This is a genomic window from Cupriavidus sp. 05L310 (assembly GCF_056398185.1).
Window position 1 is genome coordinate 1 of record NZ_JBFTOX010000070.1, and the last position, 25,581, is coordinate 25,581.

Genomic DNA, 25,581 nt, shown 5'->3' on the forward strand with positions numbered 1-25,581 from the left:
GCCGGATGGGGCGACACCCCCTCGGGATCCGGCGAAAAGAGCGGCCGGGACCCAAACTCGCATCGCCTTAAGGCGATACTCAAACATGGGTCCCTCTTTTCCGCTCTTTTCGCCGGATCCCGAGGCGCCCCATACGGCCTGGTACACCTACACGGCTCGCTTCGCATCGCGGGTTGGTGTGGCCCGCCCTTGCGGGCGCTCCACACGGCTATACCGAATCGGTGATCTGACGACAGCGCGTGTCCTTGAAATTTCTCGGCTCTTCGGGGTCTCAAACTCTGTCTCCTGTCTCCTGTCTCCTATCTCCGCTCGCTAGCCGCGGCTGGTGATGCATGGCTTTTCCCTTCCCCAATTTTTGGGTGAAGGGGAAAAAACCGTTGCCAAATAGGCAACAAAATTCCGACAAGCTTACATTGATTCGGGGGGCTGGAATTGCGAATAATGTGCCTGCGGCAAATTCGCCCGGTTGCCAGTCGATACAGCGCGCTGATTTCGATTGCCACGGCAGACCACGTTCCCCTTTCGAGCAAACAAGCATGAAACCCTTCGCTTCAATCCTGGCAGCCGCGACCCTGGGCGTGATCTGCCACCACGCAGCCGCCGCGCCACAGGATCCTTCGTATCCGGCCAAACCCGTCAAGATCGTGGTCGGCTATGCGCCCGGCGGTTCGTCCGATGCCGTGGCCAGGCTGGTGGCTAACCGGCTGTCGGAGAGGCTGGGACAGAGCTTTGTCGTGGAGAACCGGCCCGGCGCTGCCAGCAATATCGCGGCGGCCGGCGTGGCGCGCGCGCCCAACGATGGCTACACGATCCTGCTGGGTTCCAACGCCAGCACCATCAATGTCTCGCTGTACAAGAAGCTGCCTTTCGACTTCCAGAAGGATTTCGCGCCGGTGGTGCTGCTCACGCGCTTCCCCAATATCATGGCGGTGAACCCCTCGGTGCCGGCGACCACGGTGGCGGAGTTCATCAGCTATGCCAAGGCGCACCCGAAGGGGGTGTTCTTCGCTTCGTCCGGCGCGGGATCTTCGACGCGCTTGTCGGCTGAGTTGTTCAAGACCATGGCGGGCATCCAGATGGAGCACGTGCAGTACAAGGGCAGCGCACCGGCGCTGACGGACCTGATGGCGGGCCAGGTGCAGGTGATGTTCGATACGGCGCCATCCGTCATCCCGCTGATCAAGAGCGGAAAGCTGCGCGCGCTGGCCGTCACCAGCGCGAGCCCGCAACCGTTCGCGCCGGAGATCCCTACCGTCGATGCGAGCGGGCTCAAGGGGTATGAGGTCACTTCGTGGTACGCCTTGTTCGTGCCCACCGGCACGCCGGCGGGCATCGTCGATACGCTGAACAAGGAGGTCAACGCGATCATGGGCGAGAAGGACACGCGGGATAAGCTCGCTGCCATGGTGGCCACGCCGGGCGGCGGTACGCCGGAAGCGCTGCGCCAGCACGTCGCGGCGGAAATCACCAAGTGGGGCGCGGTGGTCAAAGCCTCCGGCGCCACCGCGGACTAGGCCGGCGGATCATGCGTGTTTTTACCGGCTCGCTGGCTACCGAGACCAATACTTTCGCCCCCCTGCCCACCTCGCTGGATGCTTTCGTCGACCGGGGTTACTATCCCGCCGGCACGCATCCGCCGGAGATGACCGTATTCAGCGGGCCACTGTGGGCCGCCCGCCAGCGTGGCCGCGAGCGCGGCTGGGCAGTGATCGAGGGCATGGCCGCCGGCGCGCAGCCGGGCGGCATCACCACGCGCCATGCCTATGAAACGCTGCGCGACGAACTGCTTGGCGACCTGCGCCGGGCGCTCCCCGTCGATATGGTGGTGCTGGGGCTGCATGGCGCCATGGTGGCCGATGGCTATGAGGATTGCGAGGGCGACCTGCTGGCCCGCGTGCGCGCGCTGGTTGGCCCCGGCGTGGTGGTCGGCGCCGAACTGGATCCGCATTGCCATCTGTCTGATGCCATGGTGGCGAACACCGACATGCTGGTGGCCTACAAGGAATATCCGCACACCGATATCCGCGAGCGCGCGCTGGAGCTGGTGGATTTTTGCGCGGCGCAGGCCGAGGGACGCATCGCCCCCGTGGCGGCGGTGGTGGACTGCGAGATGGTCGTCACCATCCGGACCAACCAGGAGCCGGCCAGGAGCTATGTCGACCGGTTGATGGCGCTGGAGGGCCGCGACGGCATCCTGTCCATCTCCGTGGCGCATGGTTTCCCGTGGGGCGATGTGCCCGACATGGGCACCAGGCTGCTCGTGTACGCGGACGGCGACGCGGGTGCCGCACAACGGCTGGCGCGGCGCCTCGCCGACGAGCTGATTGGCATGCGAGCGCAGCTGACGCCAGCCTGCCCCGGACCGGACGAGGCCATCGACCAGGCGCTGGCTTACGGCGACGCGCCCGTGGTCATCGCGGACGCGGCCGACAACCCCGGCGGCGGTGCCGCGGGAGATGCCACATTCATGCTGCATCGCCTGCGCCAGCGCGGAGTCCGCAACGTGGCGGTGGGCCCCCTGTGGGATCCCGTCGCCGTGCGCATTGCCTTTAGCGCCGGCGTGGGCGCGCGCCTGCCGCTGCGCATCGGCGGCAAGGTCAGCCCGATGTCGGGCGAGCCCATCGACCTGGTGTGCACTGTAAAGGCGCTGGTCCCGGACATGGTCATGACAGGGCTGTCAGGGGCGCCGGCCGCGGTGGGAAACGCGGCGCTGGTGGAAGCGGAGGGCATCGAGATCGTGCTGATCACGCTGCGCGCCCAGGCGCTGGATACCGATGTGTTCACGCAGCTTGGCTGCCGGCTGGAGGACAAGACGCTGATCGTGGTCAAGTCCGCGCAGCACTTCCACACCGCGTTCTCGCGGATCGCCCGCCATGTCATCTATGCGGACGCGCCGGGCTCGGTATCGCTCAACCTGAGCGCACTGCCCTATCGCCGCGCGCGCCGTCCCAAGTGGCCAATCGACGGATAAATGAGCGCTCGAACAGCCGCGCGAATGGCCGCTTGGATGTACGCTTGACCGGACACGCAGACGCACGCCTGGATAAAAGAAAACGGCGGACGCACCCAGACCGCGCGCCCGCCGCTTTCACCGTATCAGGCCGCTATCAAGCCTTCTTTACCCAAGCGCTGCACCAGCCTTTGGTGGCAACCTGCTTGCCCGCGAAGAGCGGGCAGCCGCCGCTGGCATCGGTCGCCTTGCCCTGGAAGAGCTGGCAGTTGCCGCAGTGCTGGGTGGCGTCATGCTTGGGATATTTGGCTTTATCGACTTTGGTGGTATCCGCCTTGTAGCCAAGGCCGACCGCCTGCGGGTCTTTTTCATCGACCATCGGGCCGCCGCCCTGGGCCCGGGACGCCAGGGAAACACCCAGGGCGCCTGCGGCCGCAATAATGGGAATGCCTTTCAGGAAATGACGACGAGTTGACATCTTTCTATCCTTTTTGTGGGGGACAAACTGGGCGGGACACGCGCCGCGCGCAACAACGCAAGGCATCGGCCCCAGCCATCGGCGCACCCATGAAGGCGCGCGCCGGATACCGGCCCGGACGCAGCCACATCACAGCAAGGAAACAAGGTGTCGGACACGTTGGCTCGAGGCTCGCATGGCTCGCACCAGCAGCCGCCGTCCTGGCCGGCTCCTGGCCTGTATCCCGATTGAGTTTAGACGACGGCGATTACATGGACATTGCGCGTAGTCATGAACGCTGAGGATCGGTGGCGCATGCGCCCTGCGCGGATGCCCTGGGTCAAGCGGGCAAAAACGCCGGCAGAAACACCCTAGCTGCCGCCGCCTACCTCGACGATCGAGCCATTGGGCGCGACGAGGTAGAAGTTCGCGCCCACCCCGACCCAGTGACGGCCTTTGGTTGGCTGCGGCAAGTCGTACTGACGCCAGTCATCCACCACATATTGGCGATCGCGGTACTCGGCGGGAAGCTTGTCGCCCTTTTTCCATTGGCTCGGCACGCTGCGCGTGTTGTTGCCGGCCGGAGCCATGCCCGCATCCTTGGATGACGGCGACTGGTATTGATACCCACCGCCGGCGCCGGAGGCCGGCTGCGCAAAACAAGAGGCCGAGACCAGGAACCCGCCGGCAAGCAATACGCCCGGCAGCAGTCTGCTTCTCATGGTTTTCTTCATTGAGCACTCCTTTTTATTGGCCGCAATGGCCCTGACAGGTCATCTCCTACCGGGCGATGCCACAGGCAGCCCACGCGATCGGTGTGTCGCGAAACAGGGGCCCGCAACTTCAATGCCCGGATTAAGGATAGTGGCTATGGGGGCGGATGGGGACGGCAAGCGCCGGAACAGACGCCCGCCAGCCGTGCGCAGGCTTGCAGGGACAGGCTGGAGAAGGGCTGCGGGAAAGCGAAACGGGGAAATACCTGCCGGGAATGTAAAGATTTCTGCCAGGATGGAAATGCAAAGGAGCGCCGGCATCACAAAAAAATGACGCCTGAGGCGTCATCATCGGCGCGTGGCGGAAGGCTGCGGGAAGCGGCGGGAAGCGGCGGGAAGACACGAACATGCCCTGCACCCCCGCTCCACGCGCAGCAAATACTACAACGGCCTTGCCTACGCGTGTGCGCCCCGTGGCACGCCGGCAAAACGGGCTTGCGCGGATGCCATGTCGTCTGGCGTGGCGTCCAGCTTGAACTCGTCCACCGCGGCCTGCAACTGGTGGGCCTGGTCCGCCAGGGCCGACGAGGCAGCAGCGGCCTGCTCCACCAGCGCGGCGTTCTGCTGCGTCACCGCGTCCATTTGCATCACGGCTTGATTGACCTGTTCGATGCCATCGCTCTGCTGCCCCGACGCCACCGCGATCTCGCCGAGGATGGTGGTGACCTGCCGGGAGGCGGTCACGATCTCGCGCATCGTCTGGCCAGCGTGCTCCACCCGCGCCGCGCCGTTGCGCACCTGCTCCGCGGAGTCGCCGATCAGCCCGCGGATTTCCTTGGCCGCCGCGGCGCTGCGCTGCGCCAGGGTACGTACCTCGCCCGCCACCACCGCAAAGCCCCGCCCCTGCTCGCCCGCGCGCGCCGCTTCCACGGCGGCGTTGAGCGCCAGGATGTTGGTCTGGAACGCGATGCCTTCGATCACATCGATGATGTCGACCACCTTCTTGGAGCTGGCGCTGATCGCCTGCATGGTGTCCACCACCTCCCCGACCACGGTGCCGCCGCGTTGCGCGATATCCGAGGCATTGGCCGCCAGTTCGTTGGCCGCGTGCGCGCGCTCGGTATTCTGTTTGACCATGGCCGTCAGTTCGCCCATGCTCGACGCGGTTTCCTGCAGCGCCGCGGCCTGTTCCTCGGTGCGCTGGGACAGGTCGGTGTTGCCGGCCGCGATCTGCTTCGAGGCATCCGTGATCGAATCCGTCGAGTCCTTGATCCGGCTCACCAGGTCGGTGAGCATGTCTTCCATCTCGCCCATGCCGCGCAGCAGACGGCCGAACTCGCCCTGGCGCTCGGTTTCGAATTCCTTGCTGAGGTCGCCGGAGGCCACGGTTTCGGCGATATAGACGGCCTCGCCCAGCGGTTGCTCGATGCTTCGCGCAATGCCGTGGGTACAGGCGGCGCCGACCAGCAGCGCGGCCAGCCAGAGCCCGAACATCCAGGCGCGGGCGGAGTCGGCGCCCTGCCCGACATTCCCGGCCGCCGCGTCCGGCGGGGCATTGAGCCCCATCGCGATCGCCGCCGCCATCAATATCAACACCACCGCGAAACCAGCGCCAAGGCGCATACGGGTGCTCAGGTTGGCCAGTGCCATCATTGCTGCATCTCCCCTTTTTAGTAGACTTCGCCTGCCTCGTCGTCTGGGTAACGGCGACGCGCGGAGAAACTTTAGGGGAATTCCCAGATGCCGCCTTCCAGTGGCATTCAGGCGGGACGCCGCTCCGGCGCCATCCCGCCATCCGCCCGGCTACCGGCGGGGAAATGCACGCCGGCGCGCTGGGCGGCCCGCACGATGTGATCGGACATGGCGCGCTGCGCGAGGCTGGCGTCGCCCGCCGCCAGGGCGTCGATGATGGCGCAATGCTCGGTGTAGGTGGCGTGGCGGCTGCCGCGCTGGTAGAACGGCAGGCGCTGGCTTTCCTGCATGACGTCGGTGCTGTTGCGCAGGATATCGGCAATCGCGCGGTTGCCGGCGATGGCAATGATGCGCATATGGAATTCGAAATCCAGCCGGGCGGCCTGGGTAAAGTCGGACGCATCGATGCACGCCCGCATGGCTTCGGCGTTCTCGCGCAGGGCGCCGACATCTTCCGGCAACAGCGCCGCCGCGGCCAGCCCCACGGTGAAGCTTTCCAGCGCGAAGCGCAGCTGGTAGATATCGGTCAGCGAATGCGATTTCGAGAAACGCCACTGCGGCGGCGCGCCGTCGGTGGCATCGGCGGCCACATACACGCCTTTACCGGGTCGCGAGACCACCAGCCCCAGGCCCTGCAGGGTGGACAGCGCCTCCCGCAGCGAGGTGCGGCTGATACCGAGTTGCTCGGCCAGGTCGCGTTGTGAGGGCAACAGCGAGCCGGCCGGATACTTGCCGCCTTCGATCCACTCGCGGATGAGGGTCGCGGCGTTGGCGGAGATGGCGGTGGCTGTGACCATGGCGGTGATGGAAACTCCTGCGCTGGATGGTGTTGATGGCAAAGGGCAAGGGAAATTGCCGCGGGCGCCAGCGCTGGCGCCGGATCGACGGCAAATTGTACTCGACCGCTACCTGGAGATCTAACGGCAACCACAACCGCCTGACGTCAGGATCAAAGACCCGAAGGCTGATAGCCAAAGGCAGTGACTACCCTGTTTTCGCAGGATTGCGCATCGCCTCCCCCTGGTCCGTGACAGCCTACAGCGGCGGCACCGCGGAAAGCTTGTCGGGATTGCGCACGACATAGACTGCGGTGATGCGGCCCGCCTCGATGGTGAAGGACTGCGCCGACTCGATCTTGCCATCCACATAGCGAAGGAGCCCAGGCATGCCATTGATCCGGGCCAGCCGGTAGCGTACCTTGCCTGGCTCTGCGTGCCCGAGCGACCAGAAGACGCCGGCGATACGCGCGGCGCCGCGCAGGATGCGCCCGAACGACGGCACCTTGCCGCCACCGTCGCCGATCAGCTCGGCATCCGGGCTGAGCATCGTCTTCATGGCGGTCCGGTCGCCGGTGCTTGCGGCCTGCATGAAGCGGGTCAGCAGTTCGCGATGCTCCTGTGGCGATACGTCGTAGCGCGGGCGGCCTTCCCGCACGCGCTCACCGGCGCGGTGCACGATCTGGCGGCAGGCCGCTTCGGTCTTGCCGAGGATCGAAGCGATTTCCGCATACTCCAGATCGAATGCCTGCCGTAGCAGGAACGCCGCCCGCTCGTCGGGCGAGAGGCGTTCCAGCACCCAAAGGAACGCCACCGACACTTCGCTTGCCAACTCCGCCGCCGCCTCCGGCGTGTCCTCATGCGACTCGACCAGCGGCTCGGGGAGCCACCAGCCGATGTATTTCTCCTGCTCGCTCTTGCGCGCGCGCAGGCGGTCGATCGCGAGCCGCGTCGTGACCGTGACCAGCCACGCTTCCGCCGAGCGCAGCTCGGCCTGGTCTGCCTCGTGCCAGCGCAGCCAGGCGTCCTGGACCACGTCCTCCGCGTCGGAACGCGTACCCAGCATGCGATAGGCAATCCCGAAAAGACGGGGCTTCAGTGCGGTGAAAGGTTCGGCGGAATCCATAAGTCATATGCGAGAAGATCACCCCCAGACGTTCCGGCAACGCGTTTTGTGACATCCAGGCGAATGACTGGTACGGCGCAGGGTTAACACCGGGCGTGAAGAGAACCGGAGAAGATATATAGCAAAAAAATTGCAGCCGCTGTCACAAGCCGGTTGCCGCCGCCGTCTTACGGTCATGGCAGGCGCGCAGGGCGCCTGCCGGACCCGTCGAAACGGATTGAAAGGCAAAAATCATGACTGCTGCACGTATCAACTTTTTCCAACTCGCCCCGGCCAACCTGAAGGCGATGATCAATTTCTCCGCCTCCGTCAAGCAAAGCTCGCTAGGGACCCGGCTGGTGGAGATGGTGAACCTGCGCGTCTCGCAGATCAATGGCTGCGGCGTCTGCATCGACATGCATTGGCGCGACCTGATCAAGCAGGGCGCGGAACCGCGCCACCTGAATGCCATCGCCGGCTGGCGCGAGGCACCGTTCTTCAGCACTCGCGAGCGCGCCGCGCTGGCCTGGGCGGAAGCCGTCAACGCGCTGCCGCACCGCGACGACACGGATGCCGTCTATCCCGAATTGCGCGAGCATTTCAGCGAGAACGAAATCGCCGAGCTGTCCTACGCCATTGCAGCGATTCGCGGCTGGAATGTGATGAACCTGAGCCTGCGCAACCAGATTCCGGAAAATCCGGCTCCGGGCTTCTGATCGCGCTGCCGGTCCACCTTGTGATGGCGCGGCGCCGCCGCGCCTTGCCCGGAGCGCCGCCTGCGCCATGCAGAGCGGAGCCATTGCGTCGCGCAAATGCTCGATCTGCCAGCTCGCCGATGCCTGTGCAAAGCGCTGTGGCCAGCGGCATGGACCGGGCCATGCCGTACCTTACTTGTTAACCAGCCGCGCAGGGACGGTATAGGTGAGCGCCGCGCCACAGAGCAGCACGCCGGCCAGCACGAACATCGCCAGGTTGGTGCTCTGCGTCGCATCCTTGATCAGGCCGATCATGTAAGGGCTGACAAAGCCGGCCAGGTTGGCGAACGAGTTGATCATGGCGATACCGGCAGCGGCCCCCGCGCCGGACAACAGCGCGGTGGGCAGGCTCCAGAACAGCGGCGAGGTGGCCAGGCTGCCGCCGGCCGCCAGCGCCAGGGCCGCGAGCGACAGCGCCACGTTGTCGCTGAAGACCGCACTCAGCGCCAGCCCGGCGGCGCCGCAGCAGAATGGCACGATCAGGTGCCAGCGGCGTTCGCGCATGCGGTCGGAGCTGCGGCTGACCAGGATCATCGAACACACCGCGACGGAAAACGGGATGGCGGTCAGCAAGCCGATATTCAGCGCGCCGGTCACGCCGGACTGCCGGATCAGCGACGGCAGCCAGAAGGTCAGCCCGTACTGCCCCATCACCGTGCAGAAGCAGATGCAGGCCATCTTGATGATGCGGCTGTCCGAAAAAAGCTGCCGCATGGTCATATGGCCACCCTTCGCCGCGTTCTCGCTGGCGATATTGCGCTCCAGCAGTTCCTTCTCGGATTGCGTCAGCCAGCGTGCCGAACGAATATTGTTATCGAGATAGGCCAGTACCGCGAAGCCGACCAGCAAGGAAGGCAGCGCTTCGATCAGGAACATCCACTGCCAGCCGCGCAGCCCCGCGACGCCCTGCATCGACTCCATGATGAACCCCGAGAGCGGGCCGCCGAAAATGCCCGACACCGGGATGGCGCACATGAACAACGCCACCATGCGAGCGCGGCGGTGCGACGGGAACCAGTAGGTCAGGTACAGGATCATGCCGGGATAGAAGCCGGCCTCGGCCGCGCCAAGCAGGAAACGCAGCACATAGAACTGCGTGGTGGTCTGCACGAACACCATCGCCGCCGAAATCAGGCTCCACATGATCATGATGCGCGAGATGGTGGCCTTGGCGCCGATCCGGTGCATCAGGATATTGCTCGGCACTTCGAAGAAGAAGTACCCGATGAAGAACAGCCCGGCGCCCAGCCCGTAGGCGGACTCGCTGAACCGCAGGTCGCCCAGCATGTGCAGCTTGGCAAACCCCACATTGACGCGGTCCAGGTAGGCCACGACATAGCAAAGCATCAGGAAAGGCAACAGGCGCCATGCAACCTTGCGGTAGACGGCGTTTTCCCGCGCCGCCGCCGCWTTGGCGGCGGCCGGCTCGGGGGCTAGCGATGGGGCAGTGGTCAGGGACACAGCAGTTTCCTCCTCGGGTGGCGTGGCACTTCGTTCAACTGGTATTACCAGTATGATTTCTAATGGATGGCGAAGAATACGTCCGCATCGCGCTATGGAAAAGCAGCGTAAACCCGGAATTTAAGTGCCTTGACGCGGGGTCTGGCTAACGCGATACTAGCCCTACTGGTATTACCAGTCGGATAAGCCCATTCGGAAAGCCGCCTTTCACGGCTTCCCCATCACCCTGACCAAGAGGAAAAACGTGTCTGCTCCCGACGAGACGGCGATCGTGCGCCCAACACCCGCCCACGCGCCGGTGCCCTTGCGAGTCGAGCCGCTGACCGCGGCTGCCTTCGCCCCCTTTGGCGACGTCATCGAAAGCGAAGGGCACGTGCCGATGGTCATCAATGGCGGCATGACGCTGCGCTATCACGACCTCGCCGGGATCGACGTCGGCGCGCTGGACGGCCGTGCGCTGATCAACTTCTTCGACGCGCAGCCCTATGCCCTGCCCCTCGCCATCGCATCGATGGAACGGCATCCGCTGGGCAGCCAGGCCTTCGTGCCATTGGACGAAACCGCCTTCCTCGTCGTCGTGGCGCCGGGCGGCGGCCAGCTCGACGAGTCAGCCATCCGCGCCTTTGTCACCAATGGCCGGCAAGGCGTGAACTACAAGCGAGGCGTCTGGCATCACTCGTTGATCGTCACGCGGGGACCGGCGCGATTTCTGGTGGTGGATCGTGGTGGGGAGGGGCACAACTGTGATATCACTGACTTGCTCGGCAAGTATTTGATTGCGGAGTGAGTGGGCTGGAGTGTTGCCATGCAGGGCGGCAATGGCTTGCTTCCGGCACCTCTGGCACGTGAGGGCTACGGCTTAACGTCAAAGTCAGAACCCTAAAGTCAACGGCAGTTTCACCTCCCCTGCGGGGAGGCGACCTACTTTCTTGTCTTGCCAAGAAAGTAGGCAAAGAAGGCGCGCCGGATGGGGCGATACCCCCTCGGGATCCGGCTACCAATCGTTGGTTTGGCAGGCTCGCTCCTGCAAATGGCCGCCCTCCTCCGCAGGCGAGGGAGCAACCCAACGCATAGCAAGTGGCAGCTGGCGCATGGAGACTGGAGACTGGAAGTTTGGCGTCCGAATAGCCGAGAGATTTTGGCGATGCGCGATATCGCCAGACCAGCGATTCGGTGTAGCCGTGTGGAGCGCGCCCAAGGGCGGTCCACACCCCAGCGCGATGCGAAGCGAGCCGTCAAGGTGTACCAGGCCGTATGGGGCGTCCTCGTCGGCAGGTGAAAAGAGCGGAAAAGAGGGGGCCATGTTTGAGCATCGCCTTAAGGCGATGTGAGTTTGGCCCCCGGCCGCTCTTTTCGCCTGCCGACGAGGAGGGTGTCGCCCCATCCGGCGCGCCTTTTTTGCCTACTTTTTTGGCAAGAGAAAAAAGTAGGTCACCTCCCCGAAGGGGAGGTGAAACTGCCTTTGACTTTAAGGTTTTAAGCCTTTGACGTTAAAGCCCCTAACAACAGCCCCCGCCCCCCAAAAAAAACTCACTCCACCCCCCGCCCCTCCCCAAACCCATCCCTCAACTCCCTCTTAAGCACCTTCCCAATCGCACTCCGCGGCAGCCCCTCAACCAACTCCACCACAGCAAGCCGCTGCGTCTTCCCCACCTGCCCATTAGTCCAGGCCATCAAGTCCTCCCCCGACACCCCGGCCCCTTCCCTACGCACCACAAACGCCACCGGCGTCTCCCCCCATCGCTGCGACGGCACCCCTACCACGGCGCAGTCCACCACTTCGGGATGCTGCAGCAGAATGCCTTCGAGATCGCTGGGGTAGATATTGAAGCCGCCGCTGATGATCATGTCCTTCTTGCGGTCCATCAGCGTGAGGAAGCCATCTTCGTCAAAGCGGCCGACATCGCCGGTGCGGATAAAGAGCTTGCCGGTGGCGTCGCGCCATTCCGCGGCCGTGGTCTTTTCCGGCTGCTTGTGATAGCCCGCCATGATGATGTTGGAATGCCCGACAACCTCCCCGATCTCGCCCACGGCAACCTCGACGCCGTTGTCGTCGATCAGCCGGATGTCGTGCCCTTCCATCGGCTTGCCGACGGTATGGAGCTTGTTCGGGAATTCGTGCGCCGCCAGCACGCAACTGCCGCCGCCTTCGGTCATGCCGTAGTACTCCACCAGGCCGCCCGGCCAGCGCTTGAGGATCTCGCCCTTCAGCGCGGCCGCGAGCGGTGCGCTGGTGGAGAACTTCATCTTGAATGCCGACAGGTCGTATTCGCCGAAATCGCCGCGGGCCATCAGGCGCTGGTATTGCACCGGCACCAGCATGGTGTGCGTGACGCGATGCCGCGCCGCCAGTTCGAGATAGCGTTTCGCATCGAACTTTGGCATCAGCACCGCGGTGCCGCCCAGCGCCAGCGTGGGGATGAAACTCACCAGCGTGGTGTTGGAGTAAAGCGGCGTGGAGATCAGCGTGACCGCCTCGCGCCCGTAGCCGCCGCTTTCCTGGACACGGCGAATCTGGTTCCAGCGCAGGGCGTGGCCGTGCACGATGCCTTTTGGCGTTCCCGTCGTGCCCGACGAGTAGATGATGTTGAACACTTGCTCCGGCCTGACGGGATGCTCCCGCGGGCGGCTGCCTTGCGGCGCCAGCCAGGCTTCGAAGGACAGCCCGGCGGGCGCGCCGCCCAGGCCGACGAGCCGGGCCTGGATGTCGTCCCTGACCGGCGCGATCTCGCGCAGGACATCCGCATCGGCGAAGAGCAGCCGTGCATCGGAGTCCTGCACCATGCCCGCCAGGCTGGCCGGCGTGGAGGACGGCGCGAGCGGCACCAGGGCGACGCCGGCGCGCAGGCCGCCGATCAGGATCGCCGCGTACTCGACGGAAGCTGCCGCGCACACGGCAAGCGCAGCGCCGGGCTCCAGGCCGTCACGCTGCAATGCGGCCGCAACGCGGTCAACCAGTTCGTCGAATTCGGCATAGGTGAGCGAACGGCGGTCGTCGACCACCGCAACATGCCCGGGTTGCTCGACCGCGTGCAGCCGGACGCAGCCGGCCAGGTTGCCAATCGGCTGCGCCAGAAGTTCTGTGATGCCCATGGGAATTTCCTGTCTCCACTTGACGTCGCGACCGGCCGTTCTGGATGAGCGGCCGGTCGCGCGCAGATTTATTGTCCTGAACGGCCGGGCACCCGGCGTTCATCCATGTGCCCGCCGGTTTTACGGCTGGCCGGGGAGAATTCTCGCATGGACGCGGCAAGGCTGCCGCGGGTGATGCCCGGCGCGCGGCGGGACCGGGCGCATCCCCCGCACGCTTGCAGGAAAACAGGAACCTGTCGCGGCGCCTGATGCGCGGCGTTTAGAGCGGGCCACTATCCCCGATCCAGTATGGCGCGCGCCCATAGTACTCGTGCAGCGTGGCGCCCCACTGCGGGTCGGCCATGGACGGCCAGTTGTCCTTGTCGAAGCCCGGCGCGTCCTTGATCCGTTGCGCGGTCACGCCGATGCGGAAGCACTTCTCGTCGGCGTCCAGGGTGAGCGCGCCCCAGGGAATGGCGTGGAGGGTGTCGCCCATCCCGAGAAACCCGCCGCTGGTCAGCACCGCGTAGGCAATGCGGCCGCCACGTACGTCGAGCATGATCTCCGAAATCTTGCCGACATGCTCGCCGTCGGAGGAATAGACTTTGTCGCCTTCCAGCGTCGAGGCCGCCATGACGTCCGGGCCGGGGCCGTCGCCGATCCCGCCTCCGACAATGGCCGCGCCACGGCCGGCGGCGGTCGCGCCACGATTGAGTGCATTGCGATCGAGTTCATTCATGTTCGTCTCCTGATAAGGGTCGTGCCGAAGTGCGCGCAACGAACATGCCAGGACGGCGTTGCCGGCGGCATCGCCTTTCCGGCCTCCGGGTCACGGGAAGAATTACAAAGCCGGTAATTTTCCATGCCTTGCGCCGGCCCGGCGGCATGGCTGCCCACCGGCCTTGCCGGCGGCACGCGCGCCGCGTCACCAAGGCTGGCGCATGGCACGGAACATGCGCCGAGCATATGACCTCGCTTGCGCCGACCCAGGACGCGCAGGCGAATGAGCCGCCAGGTCCACGCTGCGTGCAGCGCACGCGGCACCCTCGCCCGAACGCCCCCCCTCTCAGGAGCACCACGAATGGAAACCCAAGGCAATACCCAATTCCCCGCCCAAAACGATTCGCCGGGTTTCGCCGGCAAGGTAGGCGCGGCAACCGCAAACGTCATGGACGCGGCTAAAGACGCCGGCAAACAGGTCGGCACGGTCGCACGGACCGAAGCCTACGGCCTGAAGCGGGAGCTCGATGACCTGATTGCCCGTATCCCCACCTTGTCGGGGGCTGCGCTGGATCAGGCCAAGGAAGAGTTCCTGAACAAGATGAACGCTACCCGGGACGCCGCGAAAGGCATTTCCGATAACGTGCGCCAGCAACTCTCCCAGCGCGCCGAAGACACCGCCGCCTACGTCAAGGCGCAACCCCTGCGCTCGATGGGCATAGCGGTCGGGGCCGGCATCATCCTGGGCCTGTGGATGTCCAACCGGAGCGGCCGCGCCACAGGCTGAAACCCGGACCACGCCCGCTTGCGCCCGGCCGGGCATCCCGTGCCGGGCGCCATCATGCGGACGCTTCGTAGTCCACCTGGTGCCGCGCGATGCGCAGGTCGCCAAGCTCGGCCTTCACGCGCAGGTGCTCCGGATGGCTGGCGTAGCCTTCCAGCGCCGATTGCGACTCGAACTCGGAGTACAGGACCACGTCGCAGGCGTAGTTGACCCTGCTGGCGTCCACGCCGACCTCCAGGTGGCGCAGTCCCGGGATCCGGCCGCGCAGCCCTTCGAAGGCAAGCTTCAGCCGGGCCACGCCGTCCTGCTTGTCCACTTCGGTTTCCCCGCGCAGGTTCCACATCACGATGTGTTTGACAATGGGCACGTCTCCTCCTTTCCGGATCTCAGGCCGGCGGAAAACCGGCCTTCTGCGGCCACAGGTTGGCAAAGGCATGGACGGTCGACTGCCCATACACACCGGCCTTGGTAAAGGGCTCGGCTTCCAGCCACGCCTGCGCTTCCGCCCGCGAGGCAAAGTCGATCACCAGCAGGCTGCCGACCATGGTGGCGCCGTCGTCGCCCAGCAGCGGGCCCGCAAAGGCGACGCTGCCCGCCCTGGCGCCCAGATAGGCCTTGTGCTCCGGGCGCACCCGGGCGCGCAGTTCGCCGGTGCCGGGCTTGTCGAGAAGATGGAATACAAACAACATGCGGGCTTACCTCCGTGTTGACGATGACGTTGACGATGAAGCCGGCGCCGACGGCGCCGGGTTGAGGATGAAATCGAAGTCCAGCGTGTAGAACGGCCTGGCGGATGCCGTACCGTCGGGCGCGATGCCGGGCTCATGCCGCACCCAGTCTCCGATCAGGGAACTGCGCACACCGAAGACCGCATCCGAATCCAGGTACTCGCCGCCCTCGCGGAACACATGGGTGATGAGCGTCTCGTACCCCGGTGCGGTGATCATGAAGTGCAGGTGGGCCGGGCGCCACGGGTGGCGGCCCATGGCGTCGAGCATGCGCCCCACCGGCCCGTCGTGCGGGATCGGATAGCACTCCGCGACGATCGACTTGAAGTGAAAGCCGCCGTTGGCGTCGGCGGTCAGCGCGCCGCGCCCCTGGTGGCCGTCGCGCCCGGCCTGCTGCACGTCGTAGAAGCCATCCGAATCCGCCTGCCACACTTCCAGCCTGGCATGGGGCACCGCCTCGCCCGTCACGCTCCTGACCTGGCCGCTGACGTAACACGGCTCGCCGGTCATGCCGTTGCCCACATCGCCGCCCAGTTCATACTCCGGCGCGCCATCCACATAGAAGGGCCCGAACACCGTGGCCTCGGTGCAGCCGCGCGGCTTCTTGTGGTTCTGCGCCGTGACCAGCGTGGACAGGCCCAGCGTGTCGGACAGCAGGATGAACTCCTGCCGGCTGTCGGTGCAGGTATGGCCGATTTCGGTCAGGAACCTGATCCCTTCGGCCCATTCGGCCTCGGTGAGACGCACCTCGCGGGCAAAGGCGTGCAGATGCTGGACCAGGCTGGTCATGATCTCCTTGAGCCGCCCGTCCGGCATATCGGCGTGCCGCGCCAGCACCGCCTGGGTAATGGTTTCTTCGTCTAGATTGCGCATGGTGTCTGTTCTCTGGTTGTCGATCTGTCGATCGTCCCGGCGCCGGGCTGTGAATCTCAGGCCTTGGCCGCATCCTCCCAGCGCGGGCAGCTGCGCTTGCTCGCCGGGACATCGATCGATTGGTAGTTCGTCTTGTCCACCACCGTGGCCGGCAGCACGATGCTCTGGATGACCGGCATGCCGCGCAGCTTGCGAATGGCGGCCATCGTGCCCAGGCAGCCCTGGGCAAATCCATTGTAGTCACCGGTCGCGAGCAAGGTACCCGCCTTGATGGCATCGATCGCCTCCTGGGTGCCGTTGATGCCGGACACCAGTGCCTTGCGGTTGGCGCCCTGCAGCGCCTCGATGGCGCCGATGGCCATGGCGTCGTTGGCGGCGAAGATGCCGTCGATCTGCGGGTACGACTGCATCAGGTTTTCCATCACCTGCAGCGCCTGCAGGCGCTGGTAGTTGGCCGGCTGCGACGCCAGCAGCTTGACGCCGGGGAACGCCTTGAGCGCGTCCTGCATGCCCCTGACGCGGTCGATATTGGTCAGCGAGCCCTTGATGCCCTCGAGCAGGATAACGTTGCCTTTGCCGCCCATGGCCTTGAACAGGTGGGAGGCGGTCTTCAGGCCGAGGTCGTAGTCGCTCGCGCCCACGAAGGAGACGAAGTTGCCGACCTCGCTCTTGTCGGTGACGTTGACCACCGGGATGTTCGCCGCGTTGATCTTCTTCACGCCCGGCCCCATCGCCTTGTAGTCCACCGGAACGAAGACGATGGCGTCGGCCTTCTTGACGATCACGTCTTCGACCTGGCTCATCTGTTCCGGGATGCTGTCCGGCTTGGTCGGGATGTAGTGGGTGACGCGGGCGTTCATGCTCTTGGCCGCCGCGTCCGCGCCCTGGCGCACCACCTGGAAGAACGGATTGGTCTGGTTCTTGGTGAATACCGCGATGCGCTCGCCGTCCGCGTGGGCCGGCGCCGCCAGCATGCCGAGGGCCAGCACGCCTGCCAGTTGTTTCAGGTTACGTAGGTTCATGTTGTCTCCTTGGTTTTTGATGAAGGGCCATGCGCGGCGGCGCCCGCCGCCGCGCCGGCAGGATTGCGGCCTGACTTACGGCCTGACACCCAGCCGCTTGCGCGACAGCGTGTCCAGGAATACCGCCAGCACGACGATCACGCCGGTCACCAGGGGCTGCCAGTTGGCGCTCACGGTCAGCAGGTTCATGCCGTTGAGCACCAGCGTCAGGATGATGGCGCCGACCAGCGTGCCGGATACGCGGCCCACGCCGCCGAACAGCGAGGTGCCGCCGATCAGCACCGCGGCAATGGCGGGCAGCGTCAAGGCCTCGCCGATGTCGCCCTCGGCCGAGTTGAGCCGGGCCAGGAACACCAGGCTGGCGATGCCGGCCATCGCGCCGCTCACCAGATACACCAGCACCAGCCGCCGCTTCACCGGAACGCCCGAAAGCCGGGCTGCCACGGGATTCGCGCCGATGGCGTAGATCTCCTGCCCGTAGACGGTCTTCTGCGACATGGCGGTGCCGGCCACCAGGAACAGCAGCATCAGGTAGACCGGGACCGGCACACCCAGCAAGTAGCCGCTGCCGATGGCGCGGAACGCCGGCGGAAAGCCATGGATGGTCTCGCCCGCCATGAACCAGTAGGTAACGCCGTGCAGCACCCACAACATGCCGTAGGTGGCAATGAAGGGCGGGATGCGCAGCATGGCCACCAGCAGCCCGTTGGCCAGGCCGATCAGCGCGCCGGTGCCAAGCCCCGCGCCCACGCCGAGCGTGGTCGATCCCGTGGCCTTCATCACGGTGGCCGCCACGCAGGCCGACATCGCCACATTGGCGCCCACCGACAGGTCCAGTCCGCCGGTGAGGATCACCAGCGTCACGCCGGATGCCAGCAGGAACAGCAGGCTGGCCTGGCGCAGCACATTGAGGATATTGCTCAGCGTCAGGAATGCGTCGGACGCCACGGCAAGCAGCAGGCACAGCAAACCGAGCGCAAACAGCCGGTAGGCAAACGAGCGGGCATCCGCCGAGAGTGGCGGGAACAGAGTCGCCGTGTTCATGCTTTCCCCTTGAAGGATTCGATCAGCAGCACCACCAGCACCAGCACGCCGATCGCCGCCACCTGCACCGACGACTGCACGCCGACGAGGTTGAGCCCGTTGCGCAGCACGCCCACCGCCAGCACGCCCACCACCGTGCCGGGCAGCCAGCCGTTGCCGCGGTCGAAGGTGGTGCCGCCCACCGCCACCGCGGCGATGGCATCGAACTCCAGCCCGATGGCCGCCGTGGGATGCCCCGCGTTCATGCGTGCGGTGAGCAGCAGCGCGGCCACGCCGGCCATCAGCCCGCCCAGCACATACACCGCGATGAGACAGACATTGATGCGCACGCCGGAGAACTTGAGCGCCTCGCGGTTGCCGCCCAGCGCGAACACATAGGCGCCGAAGCGGGTGCGGTACAGCAGCCAGTGGAACAGGCCGTAGAACGCCACGGCGATCCAGATGGGAAAGGGAATGCCCAGCAGTTGCCCGGAATAGATCAGCGGGATGGTGTCGCCGATGCCCACCACGCTCTGGCCATCGGTGGCCACCAGCGCCAGGCCCTGCGCGGCGCCGAGCGTGCCGAGCGTCGCCACGAAGGGCGGAATCTCCAGCCACGACACCAGCGCGCCGTTGAGCAGCCCGAACGCCAGCCCGGTCAGGAGCGCCGCGCCCAGCGCGAGCGGCAGCGATCCGGTGGACACCATCACCATGGCCAGCACCACGCCGCACAGCGTCAGCACGGCGCCCATCGACAGGTCCAGGCCTTCGGTCATGATGATCAGCGTCATCGGCAAGGCGATCAGCAGCAGGATGGTGGATTGCGTGCCGATGTTCAGCAGGTTGTCCACGCTCAGGAAGCCCGAGCCCGTGGCGCTGAATACCAGCGAAAGCAGCAGCAGCACCCAGACCGAGCCGGGCAGCTTGCCGAACGGCCGGCCCGGCTGCCGCGGTAGTGCGTTGGTATCAAGCATCGTTCATCCCCAGTTGCAGAATGCGTTCTTCGGTCATCTCGCCATGCGCGACCTCGCCGGCGATGCGGCCGCCGCGCATGACGTAGGTGCGGTCGCAGACATTGATGATTTCCGGCAGTTCGGAACTGATCAGCAGCACGCCCGCGCCCTGCCTGACCAGGCTGTCGATCAGCGCAAAGATCTCCGCCTTGGCGCCCACGTCGATGCCGCGCGTGGGCTCGTCGAAGATGAACAGCCTGGCTTGCGCCACCAGCCACTTGCCGATCACGATCTTCTGCTGGTTGCCGCCCGAGAGGAATTGCGCAAGCTGGTCGCCATCGGGCGTGGCGATGCGCAGCCGCGCGATCTCGCGCGCGGCCAGCGCCTCGGCCTTGTCGGCGCGATACCAGCGCGAGGGAAACGCGCGCCGCAGGCCGGCCAGCAGCAGGTTGTCCCGCACCGTGCGGATCAGCGCCAGCCCTTCGGACTTGCGGCTTTCCGGGATCAGCGCGGCGCCCAGTTCGCGGGCGCGGTCCGGCCCCCCGGCGAGCCGCTGGCCGAAAATCCTGATTTCGCCCTGCCGGATCGGGTCGGCGCCAAACACGGCGCGCGCCACTTCGCTGCGCCCCGATCCCACCAGCCCCGCCAGGCCGACGATCTCGCCGGCGCGCACTTGCAGGTTGATCTCCGTGATGCCGCTGTCAGCGCTGACGTTGCGCACATCGAGCGCCACCTCGCCCGGCTGCGCGCCGCGCTCGCGGCTATAGCTCATATCGACCTTGCGGCCCACCATGCGCGCCACCAGCTCGTCCGGCGAGGCGTCGCCGGGCAGGCAGGCGCCCACCTTGCGGCCGTCGCGCAGGATGGTGATGCGGTCGCCGAGTGCGAAGACCTCGGCCATGCGGTGCGAGATGTAGATCATCGAGACGCCATCCGCCTTCAGCCGTGCGATCACCGCGAACAGCTTCTCGGTCTCGCGGTCGGACAGCGCGGCGGTGGGTTCGTCCAGCACCAGGATGCGGGCGTTCTGCGACAGCGCCTTGGCGATCTCCACCATCTGCTGCTGCGCCACGCCCAGTTCATGCACCGGCGTGCGCGTGCTCACCTCCATGCCGAGGATGTCGAGGATGCGGCGCGCTTCGGCGTGCATTGCGGCGGTGTCGACGGAGCCGGGAATGCGGCCTGCGGGCTCGCGGCCGAGGAAGATGTTCTGCGCGATGTCCAGGTAGGGCACCAGCGAGAATTCCTGGAAAATCACCGCAATGCCGAGCCGCATGGTGTCGGCCGGGCTGGCGATCGTCACGGGGTTGCCCTCGTGATAGAACTCGCCGGCATCGGCCACATAGACGCCGCACAGGACTTTCATCAGCGATGACTTGCCGGCGCCGTTCTCGCCCAGCAGCATATGCACTTCGCCGGGATAGATGCTGAACGACACGTCGTCCAGCGCCTTCACGCCCGGAAAGTGCTTGCTGATTCCACGCATCTCGAACAGCGGCGTGATTTCCGTGATGGCGTTCATGATGCGAGCCTGTGGATCGCGCCGGCGCCGATGCCGCGCGTGGCAGGTTGTCGATGCATGGTCTCCTCCTTTTCTGGTTGGTGGTTCTTCAGGCGCTGGTGGCGGATTGATGCGGCCGCCGTCCCTTTCGCCCCGGGACATCCCTTGTTCCCTACCGCCCCGCCGCCAGCCGTTCGCCGGACTCGCGCAGCCTCTCAAGCTTGCCCGCCAGCCCGTCCACCAGCAGCCGCCCGTGGCGCTTGCGCGCCCGGCCCGCCACGAACACGCTGTCGATGTTGGCCAGGCTCGCCTGCATCACGATGGCGCTGACGGGGTCGTGCAGCGGCATCATGTTGAGCTTGCGCGCGTCGATCAGGACCACGTCGGCCTGCTTGCCCACGGCCAGCGAGCCGATGCGGTCTTCCATGCCGAGCATTCGCGCGCCGGCCAGCGTGATCCAGTCCAGCGCGTCGCGGCAGCTCGCCGCATGGGTGGGGCCGATGTCACCGTGCTGTTGCCGGTAGGCGGCATGGTCCAGCGCACGCTGTACGCCCAGCGCAATCCGCGCGGCAATGAACATCTCGCCGGACAGACCCGATTCCAGGTCCACGCCAAGCGACGGCGCCGCGCCCAGCCGCATCAGCCGGCCGGTGATCGGGAAGCCATGGCCCTGCGTCAGTTCGTTCTCCGGCGTCACGGAGAAACTCATCCCCAGGCCGACGAAACGGGCAAGCTGTTCGTCCGTCAGGTTGTTGCCGTGCACGATATTGATATGCGGCCCGAGCAGCCCCGCCCGCTCCAGCCGCTCCCACCCATCCGGCGTGCGCGCGCTGCCGCCGCCCTGGTGCAGGCTGGCCAGCAGGCCGAACTCGCGCGCCAGGGCAAAGTCGTGCAGCGCCACGTCCAGCGTCGAGTAGTGCGGGCCCAGGATGGCCAGGCCGAGGCTAAGCAAGGACGAGCCTTGCAGCCGCTTTGACAAGCGCTCCACCTCGCTGCGCGGGTGCGGCATTTCCCAGAACGGCATGGCGCCGGGCTTGGGGTCGGGCTTGGGCGAGCCGTGCAGGAAGGCCGCGCGGATGCCGGACTGCGCCAGCGCGTCCAGCGCGGCATCGCTATGCGCCGGGGTGGGATTGTTATGGCACCAGTCCACCAGCGTGGTGGTGCCGCAGTCCAGCTGGTTCCAGGCGCCGGCGAGCGTGGCGATGCCAATGTCTTCCGGTGTGAAGCGCGTGGCCAGCCCCGCGTGCATCTGCCGGAAATACCCGGTCAGCGTCCAGCCGGAAGCCACCCCGCGCAGCGCGGTCTGCCAGGTGTGCATATGCGCGTTGACGAAGCCGGGCGCCGCGATAAAGCCGCGCGCGTCGATCCGTTCCGCGTCACCCGCGTCGATGCGCGGCGCGATCGCGGCGATGCGCTCGCCTTCGATCAGCAGGTCGCCGGTGAACTCGCCAAGGGTGGGCTCCATCGTGACCAGGGTCGCCCCGCTTACCAGGATGCGTGACATGAGCGCTGTCCTCCTTAACGCGAAAGGCAAACAAGACGCGGGGGACAAGCGAAGCGGAATGCGAGCATGGAATGGTCTCCTTGGCGCGGCGGCGCTGCCGGTATCCGGCGCGCCACTCTGGCTTTCTTCGGGTGGGCTGTCGTGCCGTGCGCATTCGCCGCCAGCGGCGGAATCAAGCACCTGACATCCGTTGGAACAAACTCTATACTCCCGGAAAACGGAAAAAAACGACGGATCAGGAAATCTTCTTTCCACCTGGCGAGGGAATCCGGCCAGGACAAGGGAGGAGAAGCCGCACACGGGGAGACGCAAGATGGACCGCTGGACCGAATTCGAACTGTTCGTTCAGATCGCCGAACTGGGCAGCATCACCAAGGCTGCCGAGAGCCTGGACATTTCCAATGCGGCGGCAAGCCGCTACCTCGCTTCGCTTGAGGAGCGCCTCTCGGCGCGGCTGATCGAGCGCAACACGCGGCGGCTGTACCTGACCGACGTGGGGCACGAGTTTTTCCGGCGCTGCAAGGGTGTGCTGGCGGAAATGAAAGAAGCGGAGGCGGCCGTGAACGCCAATGTGCTGGAGCCGGGCGGCACGCTGACCATCACCGCCTCGCTGTCGTTTTCCATGAAACACCTGGCGCCGCTGCTGCCCGACTTCACCGCGCTCTATCCGAAGGTGGACGTCAATATCCTCGCGGCCAACCGCTACTACGACATCATGGACAGCGGCATCGACCTGGCCATCCGCACCCGCGAGTTCGAGCCCGACTCCGGCCTCACGGTGCGCCGGCTGGCGGAGACGCGTCGCATCCTGGCCGCTTCGCCGCGCTACCTGGGCCGCATGGGCACGCCGCGCGAGGTCGAGGACCTGCTGCGCCACCAGATGCTGATCTACTCCTACGCGAACCGGCCGCACGAGATGACCTTCACCCGCAACGGCGAGGAGAAATCAGTCACGGTGCGCAGCAAGCTGGAGTCCAACGACGGCCAGGTGATACGCGCCGCCGCGCTGGAAGGCCTGGGCATCCTGGTGCAGCCCAAGTACATCGTCTATGACGATATCGTTGCCGGCCGGCTGATCCCGGTGCTGGACGACTGGGACCTGCCCCGGCTCACCATCAATATCGCCTTCCAGAGCCGACGCTACCTGGCCGCCAAGGTGCGCTTGTTCATCGATTTCCTGGTGGCGCACTTCGAGCGCATGGACTACGAGCGCAAATGGACGTCGTGAGGCCGCCGCGCGCTAGGCACTCACCGCCGGCAGGCCGGCGGTGAGCCGCGCCGACTTGATCACCGCCGCGTAGTCGTCGGCGGCCATGCCCTGCGCCGCCGCGCCCTGCAGCATCTGGCCGAGCAGCGCCGTGAGCGACAACGGCACGCGCAAGCTGGCGCCGGCGTCCAGGATCAGCCCAACATCCTTGAGCATCTGGTCCACGGTGAACGTCGGCGTGTAGTCGTTCTCCACCAGTTGCGCCGACTTGGCCTTGACGATAGGCGCGGCCACCGCGCTGGCGGTGATCACGGACCACATGTCCTGCCATTTGAGGCCGCCCTTGGCGCCCAGCGCCAGCGCTTCGGCAAGCATGCCGGAGGTCAGGCCGATCATCAGGTTCACCACCAGCTTCATCAGGCGAGCTTCCTCGGCTTCGCCGAGGTAGAACTGCGTCGGCCCGAGGGCCGCCAGCAACGGGCGCGCTATCTCGTACGCCGCCGCCGGACCGGAGACCAGCGCCGTCAGTTGCGCGGCTTCCGCCATCTTGTTGTTGCCCGATACCGTCACGCGCAGGTATTGGATGTTCCGCTGCGCCAGCATGGCGGCAACGCGGGCGGACGCTTGCGGCGACACCGTGCTGGTATCGATATACAGCGTGCCCGGCGCGGCCAGTTCAGCCAGCCGGGCACCGACCGCCTCGAAGGCCGCGTCGTGCGGCAGGGAGCTGATTACGACATCCTTGCCGGCGATTGCCTCCGCCAGCGAGCCTGCCACCCCGAGCCCTGCCTGACGGGCAGCTTCCAGCACCGCGGGGGACTGGTCGAAGCCTTCGACCGAGTGGCCGGCCGCGGCCAGGTGGCGTCCCATGGGCAAGCCCATCTTGCCGGTTCCGATGAAGCCGATCTGCATGGTTTGTCTCCAGTTCGTTGTGTGCTTGGCGTGATTGCGCGGCGGTTGCGCGCCGGTTGCGTCTCAGTCCGGGCGCAGGCCTTCAAAGGCAGCCTGCAGCAATTCGCGAATCGGCGCGCTTTCGATGGGGCGCGGATTCCAGTAGGGGTTGGCCAGCGCGATTTCGGCGGCACGGTCCAGGTCCTCTCGTTTCATGCCGATATCGCGCAGCGCGGTGGCCGCGCCGTGGCGGGCAGCCAGGTCATGGAGCCCGCGCGCCGCTGAAATGTGCTCGCTGCCAAGGGCACGCCGGATCCTCGCCATCGCTTCCGGGGCGGCACCGGCGTTGTAGGCTATGGCGTGCGGCAGCACGACCGTATGGGTTTCGGCATGCGGCAGATTGAAGCTGCCGCCCAGCGTATGGCACAGCTTGTGGTGCAGCGCCATGCCGACGCTGCCCAGCACCGAGCCGCAGAGCCACGCGCCATAGAGGCAATCGGCGCGGGCGTCGAGATCGGACGGGACCTCGCAGATACGGGGGATCGCGCTGGCCAGCGCCCGGATTCCCTCCTCGGCCATCAGCGACGTCACCGGGTTGGCATCTTCGGCATACAGGCCTTCCGCCGCATGGGCGATGGCGTTCAGCGCGCTGGTCACGCTCATGGCAACCGGCAGGCCGACGGTAAGTTCGGGATCGTAGATCACGGTGCGGGGCAGGACGCGCGGGTCGCGGCCGGTCTTCTTCAGGCCGGCATCGGTGATGCCGTAGATCGGCGTCATCTCCGAGCCCGCGTAGGTGGTGGGAATCGCCAGGATGGGCAGCCCGGAGGTCAGCGCGATCGCCTTGCCCAGCCCCGTGGTCGAGCCGCCGCCGATGGCGATCGCGCAATCCGCGCCCAACGCCTGCGCGTGCCTGGCAGCCGCGCGCGCGGTCTCGAGAGGCACGTGCATGATGGCGCCGGCGTAGATGCCGGCCGAGAGCGGCCCCAGCAATTCCGCAACGCGCAGCGCCTCCTCCGTCTGGTTCGGCGTGCACAGCACCAGCGCGCGTTGCGCACCCATGCGCTCCACCTCCTGCGCAACCTGGCTCAAGGTGCCCGCGCCGAACAGGACGCGCATGGGCTGGGCCGTATAGACAAACGACTTTGGCATAGGCTTGGTCTTCCTTCGGATCGGTCTGGATCTGCGCCCGCTCCGCGGGTCTTGCCCGCGCCGGGACCTGCAAGCGGGCAGGCGGCGCGCGCGGACTCCGCAGACTCGTTACGCACGTTAGCCTTCCGCGTGGCGGAAAGAAATGCCGGGAAGGGAAAACAGTCTTGACGGGAAAGGAAGAATCGCGGACACACGGCGCAGTTGCCAGGGATTGCGCGGGGACCGCATGGCCAGCGCGTTCG

25 protein-coding genes and 1 pseudogene are annotated in these 25,581 nt (G+C 66.1%); 7 read left to right on the forward strand and 19 right to left on the reverse strand.

What is annotated here, in order from left to right:
* Positions 1-536: 536 nt before the first annotated feature.
* A complete protein-coding gene (locus tag AC1DS6_RS36050) occupies positions 537-1,514 on the forward strand; it encodes a tripartite tricarboxylate transporter substrate binding protein (RefSeq protein WP_276291153.1) in 978 nt (325 codons plus the stop codon).
* Between the two features lie 11 nt (positions 1,515-1,525).
* Positions 1,526-2,971, forward strand: a complete 1,446-nt coding sequence (locus AC1DS6_RS36055; RefSeq protein WP_477104289.1) for a M81 family metallopeptidase — start codon at positions 1,526-1,528, stop codon at positions 2,969-2,971.
* Positions 2,972-3,107: 136 nt separating this feature from the next.
* On the opposite strand, the gene AC1DS6_RS36060 is transcribed toward AC1DS6_RS36055, so the two are convergent.
* From AC1DS6_RS36060 to AC1DS6_RS36075, 4 genes are all read right to left on the reverse strand, one after another.
* Positions 3,108-3,428 (reverse strand): high-potential iron-sulfur protein, encoded by a 321-nt coding sequence (locus AC1DS6_RS36060; protein WP_035860975.1) that lies wholly within the window; start codon positions 3,426-3,428, stop codon positions 3,108-3,110.
* Positions 3,429-3,778: 350 nt separating this feature from the next.
* On the reverse strand, positions 3,779-4,141 hold the full coding sequence (locus tag AC1DS6_RS36065; RefSeq protein ID WP_441636979.1) for an RcnB family protein: 363 nt from the start codon (positions 4,139-4,141) through the stop codon (positions 3,779-3,781).
* A 435-nt stretch (positions 4,142-4,576) separates the two neighbouring features.
* Positions 4,577-5,773 (reverse strand): methyl-accepting chemotaxis protein, encoded by a 1,197-nt coding sequence (locus AC1DS6_RS36070; RefSeq protein ID WP_477104290.1) that lies wholly within the window; start codon positions 5,771-5,773, stop codon positions 4,577-4,579.
* A 107-nt stretch (positions 5,774-5,880) separates the two neighbouring features.
* Positions 5,881-6,609 (reverse strand): FadR/GntR family transcriptional regulator, encoded by a 729-nt coding sequence (locus tag AC1DS6_RS36075; RefSeq protein ID WP_441636983.1) that lies wholly within the window; start codon positions 6,607-6,609, stop codon positions 5,881-5,883.
* On the opposite strand from AC1DS6_RS36075, the gene AC1DS6_RS36080 reads away from it, so the two are divergent.
* Positions 6,596-6,733: a hypothetical protein gene (locus AC1DS6_RS36080; protein ID WP_441636985.1), complete on the forward strand. Its 138-nt coding sequence runs from the start codon at positions 6,596-6,598 to the stop codon at positions 6,731-6,733. The genes AC1DS6_RS36075 and AC1DS6_RS36080 overlap by 14 nt on opposite strands.
* A gap of 114 nt (positions 6,734-6,847) precedes the next feature.
* On the opposite strand, the gene AC1DS6_RS36085 is transcribed toward AC1DS6_RS36080, so the two are convergent.
* A complete protein-coding gene (locus AC1DS6_RS36085; protein WP_477104291.1) occupies positions 6,848-7,714 on the reverse strand; it encodes an RNA polymerase sigma-70 factor in 867 nt (288 codons plus the stop codon).
* A 230-nt stretch (positions 7,715-7,944) separates the two neighbouring features.
* On the opposite strand from AC1DS6_RS36085, the gene AC1DS6_RS36090 reads away from it, so the two are divergent.
* Entirely contained in the window at positions 7,945-8,409 is a 465-nt protein-coding gene (locus AC1DS6_RS36090) for a carboxymuconolactone decarboxylase family protein (protein ID WP_441636991.1), read from the forward strand.
* A 171-nt stretch (positions 8,410-8,580) separates the two neighbouring features.
* Here AC1DS6_RS36090 and AC1DS6_RS36095 read toward each other — a convergent pair whose 3' ends face one another.
* Positions 8,581-9,903, reverse strand: a complete 1,323-nt coding sequence (locus AC1DS6_RS36095; protein ID WP_477104309.1) for an MFS transporter — start codon at positions 9,901-9,903, stop codon at positions 8,581-8,583.
* Positions 9,904-10,153: 250 nt separating this feature from the next.
* Here AC1DS6_RS36095 and AC1DS6_RS36100 point away from each other — a divergent pair, with 250 nt between their 5' ends.
* Positions 10,154-10,696: an ureidoglycolate lyase gene (locus AC1DS6_RS36100; protein ID WP_441636989.1), complete on the forward strand. Its 543-nt coding sequence runs from the start codon at positions 10,154-10,156 to the stop codon at positions 10,694-10,696.
* Between the two features lie 743 nt (positions 10,697-11,439).
* Here AC1DS6_RS36100 and AC1DS6_RS36105 read toward each other — a convergent pair.
* Together AC1DS6_RS36105 and AC1DS6_RS36110 are read right to left on the reverse strand one after the other, a co-directional pair.
* On the reverse strand, positions 11,440-13,002 hold the full coding sequence (locus AC1DS6_RS36105; protein WP_477104292.1) for a class I adenylate-forming enzyme family protein: 1,563 nt from the start codon (positions 13,000-13,002) through the stop codon (positions 11,440-11,442).
* Positions 13,003-13,261: 259 nt separating this feature from the next.
* Positions 13,262-13,720, reverse strand: coding sequence for a PRC-barrel domain-containing protein (locus tag AC1DS6_RS36110; protein ID WP_428179531.1), 459 nt, complete (start codon positions 13,718-13,720; stop codon positions 13,262-13,264).
* A 342-nt stretch (positions 13,721-14,062) separates the two neighbouring features.
* Between AC1DS6_RS36110 and AC1DS6_RS36115 the strand changes: the two genes are divergently transcribed.
* A complete protein-coding gene (locus AC1DS6_RS36115; protein WP_441633126.1) occupies positions 14,063-14,488 on the forward strand; it encodes an ElaB/YgaM/YqjD family protein in 426 nt (141 codons plus the stop codon).
* A gap of 52 nt (positions 14,489-14,540) precedes the next feature.
* Here the strand turns inward: AC1DS6_RS36115 and AC1DS6_RS36120 are convergent, their stop codons facing one another.
* From AC1DS6_RS36120 to AC1DS6_RS36155, 8 genes are all read right to left on the reverse strand, one after another.
* Positions 14,541-14,852: a Dabb family protein gene (locus AC1DS6_RS36120; protein ID WP_045236571.1), complete on the reverse strand. Its 312-nt coding sequence runs from the start codon at positions 14,850-14,852 to the stop codon at positions 14,541-14,543.
* Between the two features lie 19 nt (positions 14,853-14,871).
* Complete coding sequence (locus AC1DS6_RS36125; RefSeq protein WP_441633128.1) at positions 14,872-15,174, reverse strand: YciI family protein; 303 nt, start codon at positions 15,172-15,174, stop codon at positions 14,872-14,874.
* A gap of 6 nt (positions 15,175-15,180) precedes the next feature.
* The gene (locus AC1DS6_RS36130) at positions 15,181-16,086 is read right to left on the reverse strand and encodes an intradiol ring-cleavage dioxygenase (RefSeq protein ID WP_477104293.1); all 906 of its coding nucleotides are present in this window, start codon (positions 16,084-16,086) and stop codon (positions 15,181-15,183) included.
* 56 nt (positions 16,087-16,142) lie between these two features.
* Positions 16,143-17,108: a sugar ABC transporter substrate-binding protein gene (locus AC1DS6_RS36135; protein ID WP_441633132.1), complete on the reverse strand. Its 966-nt coding sequence runs from the start codon at positions 17,106-17,108 to the stop codon at positions 16,143-16,145.
* A 75-nt stretch (positions 17,109-17,183) separates the two neighbouring features.
* Complete coding sequence (locus AC1DS6_RS36140; RefSeq protein ID WP_477104294.1) at positions 17,184-18,152, reverse strand: ABC transporter permease; 969 nt, start codon at positions 18,150-18,152, stop codon at positions 17,184-17,186.
* Positions 18,149-19,105, reverse strand: coding sequence for an ABC transporter permease (locus AC1DS6_RS36145; RefSeq protein ID WP_477104295.1), 957 nt, complete (start codon positions 19,103-19,105; stop codon positions 18,149-18,151). Before AC1DS6_RS36145 ends, AC1DS6_RS36140 begins: the two co-directional genes overlap by 4 nt.
* Positions 19,098-20,606 carry a sugar ABC transporter ATP-binding protein gene (locus AC1DS6_RS36150; protein WP_477104296.1) on the reverse strand — a complete coding sequence of 503 codons (1,509 nt, stop codon included), beginning with the start codon at positions 20,604-20,606 and terminating at the stop codon, positions 19,098-19,100. The genes AC1DS6_RS36145 and AC1DS6_RS36150 overlap by 8 nt, the downstream gene beginning before the upstream one ends.
* Before the next feature lie 151 nt (positions 20,607-20,757).
* Positions 20,758-22,089 (reverse strand): amidohydrolase family protein, encoded by a 1,332-nt coding sequence (locus tag AC1DS6_RS36155; RefSeq protein ID WP_477104297.1) that lies wholly within the window; start codon positions 22,087-22,089, stop codon positions 20,758-20,760.
* A gap of 313 nt (positions 22,090-22,402) precedes the next feature.
* Here AC1DS6_RS36155 and AC1DS6_RS36160 point away from each other — a divergent pair, with 313 nt between their 5' ends.
* On the forward strand, positions 22,403-23,317 hold the full coding sequence (locus AC1DS6_RS36160) for a LysR family transcriptional regulator (RefSeq protein WP_045236578.1): 915 nt from the start codon (positions 22,403-22,405) through the stop codon (positions 23,315-23,317).
* A gap of 12 nt (positions 23,318-23,329) precedes the next feature.
* Here the strand turns inward: AC1DS6_RS36160 and AC1DS6_RS36165 are convergent, their stop codons facing one another.
* The 3 genes and pseudogenes from AC1DS6_RS36165 to AC1DS6_RS36175 form a co-directional block, all read right to left on the reverse strand.
* Positions 23,330-23,713 carry an NAD-binding protein gene (locus tag AC1DS6_RS36165; protein ID WP_441633177.1) on the reverse strand — a complete coding sequence of 128 codons (384 nt, stop codon included), beginning with the start codon at positions 23,711-23,713 and terminating at the stop codon, positions 23,330-23,332.
* A gap of 33 nt (positions 23,714-23,746) precedes the next feature.
* Positions 23,747-24,220 (reverse strand): annotated as a pseudogene (locus AC1DS6_RS36170) (NAD(P)-dependent oxidoreductase); the annotation flags it as partial.
* A 51-nt stretch (positions 24,221-24,271) separates the two neighbouring features.
* Positions 24,272-25,339, reverse strand: a complete 1,068-nt coding sequence (locus AC1DS6_RS36175; protein ID WP_477104298.1) for a maleylacetate reductase — start codon at positions 25,337-25,339, stop codon at positions 24,272-24,274.
* Positions 25,340-25,581 lie beyond the last annotated feature (242 nt).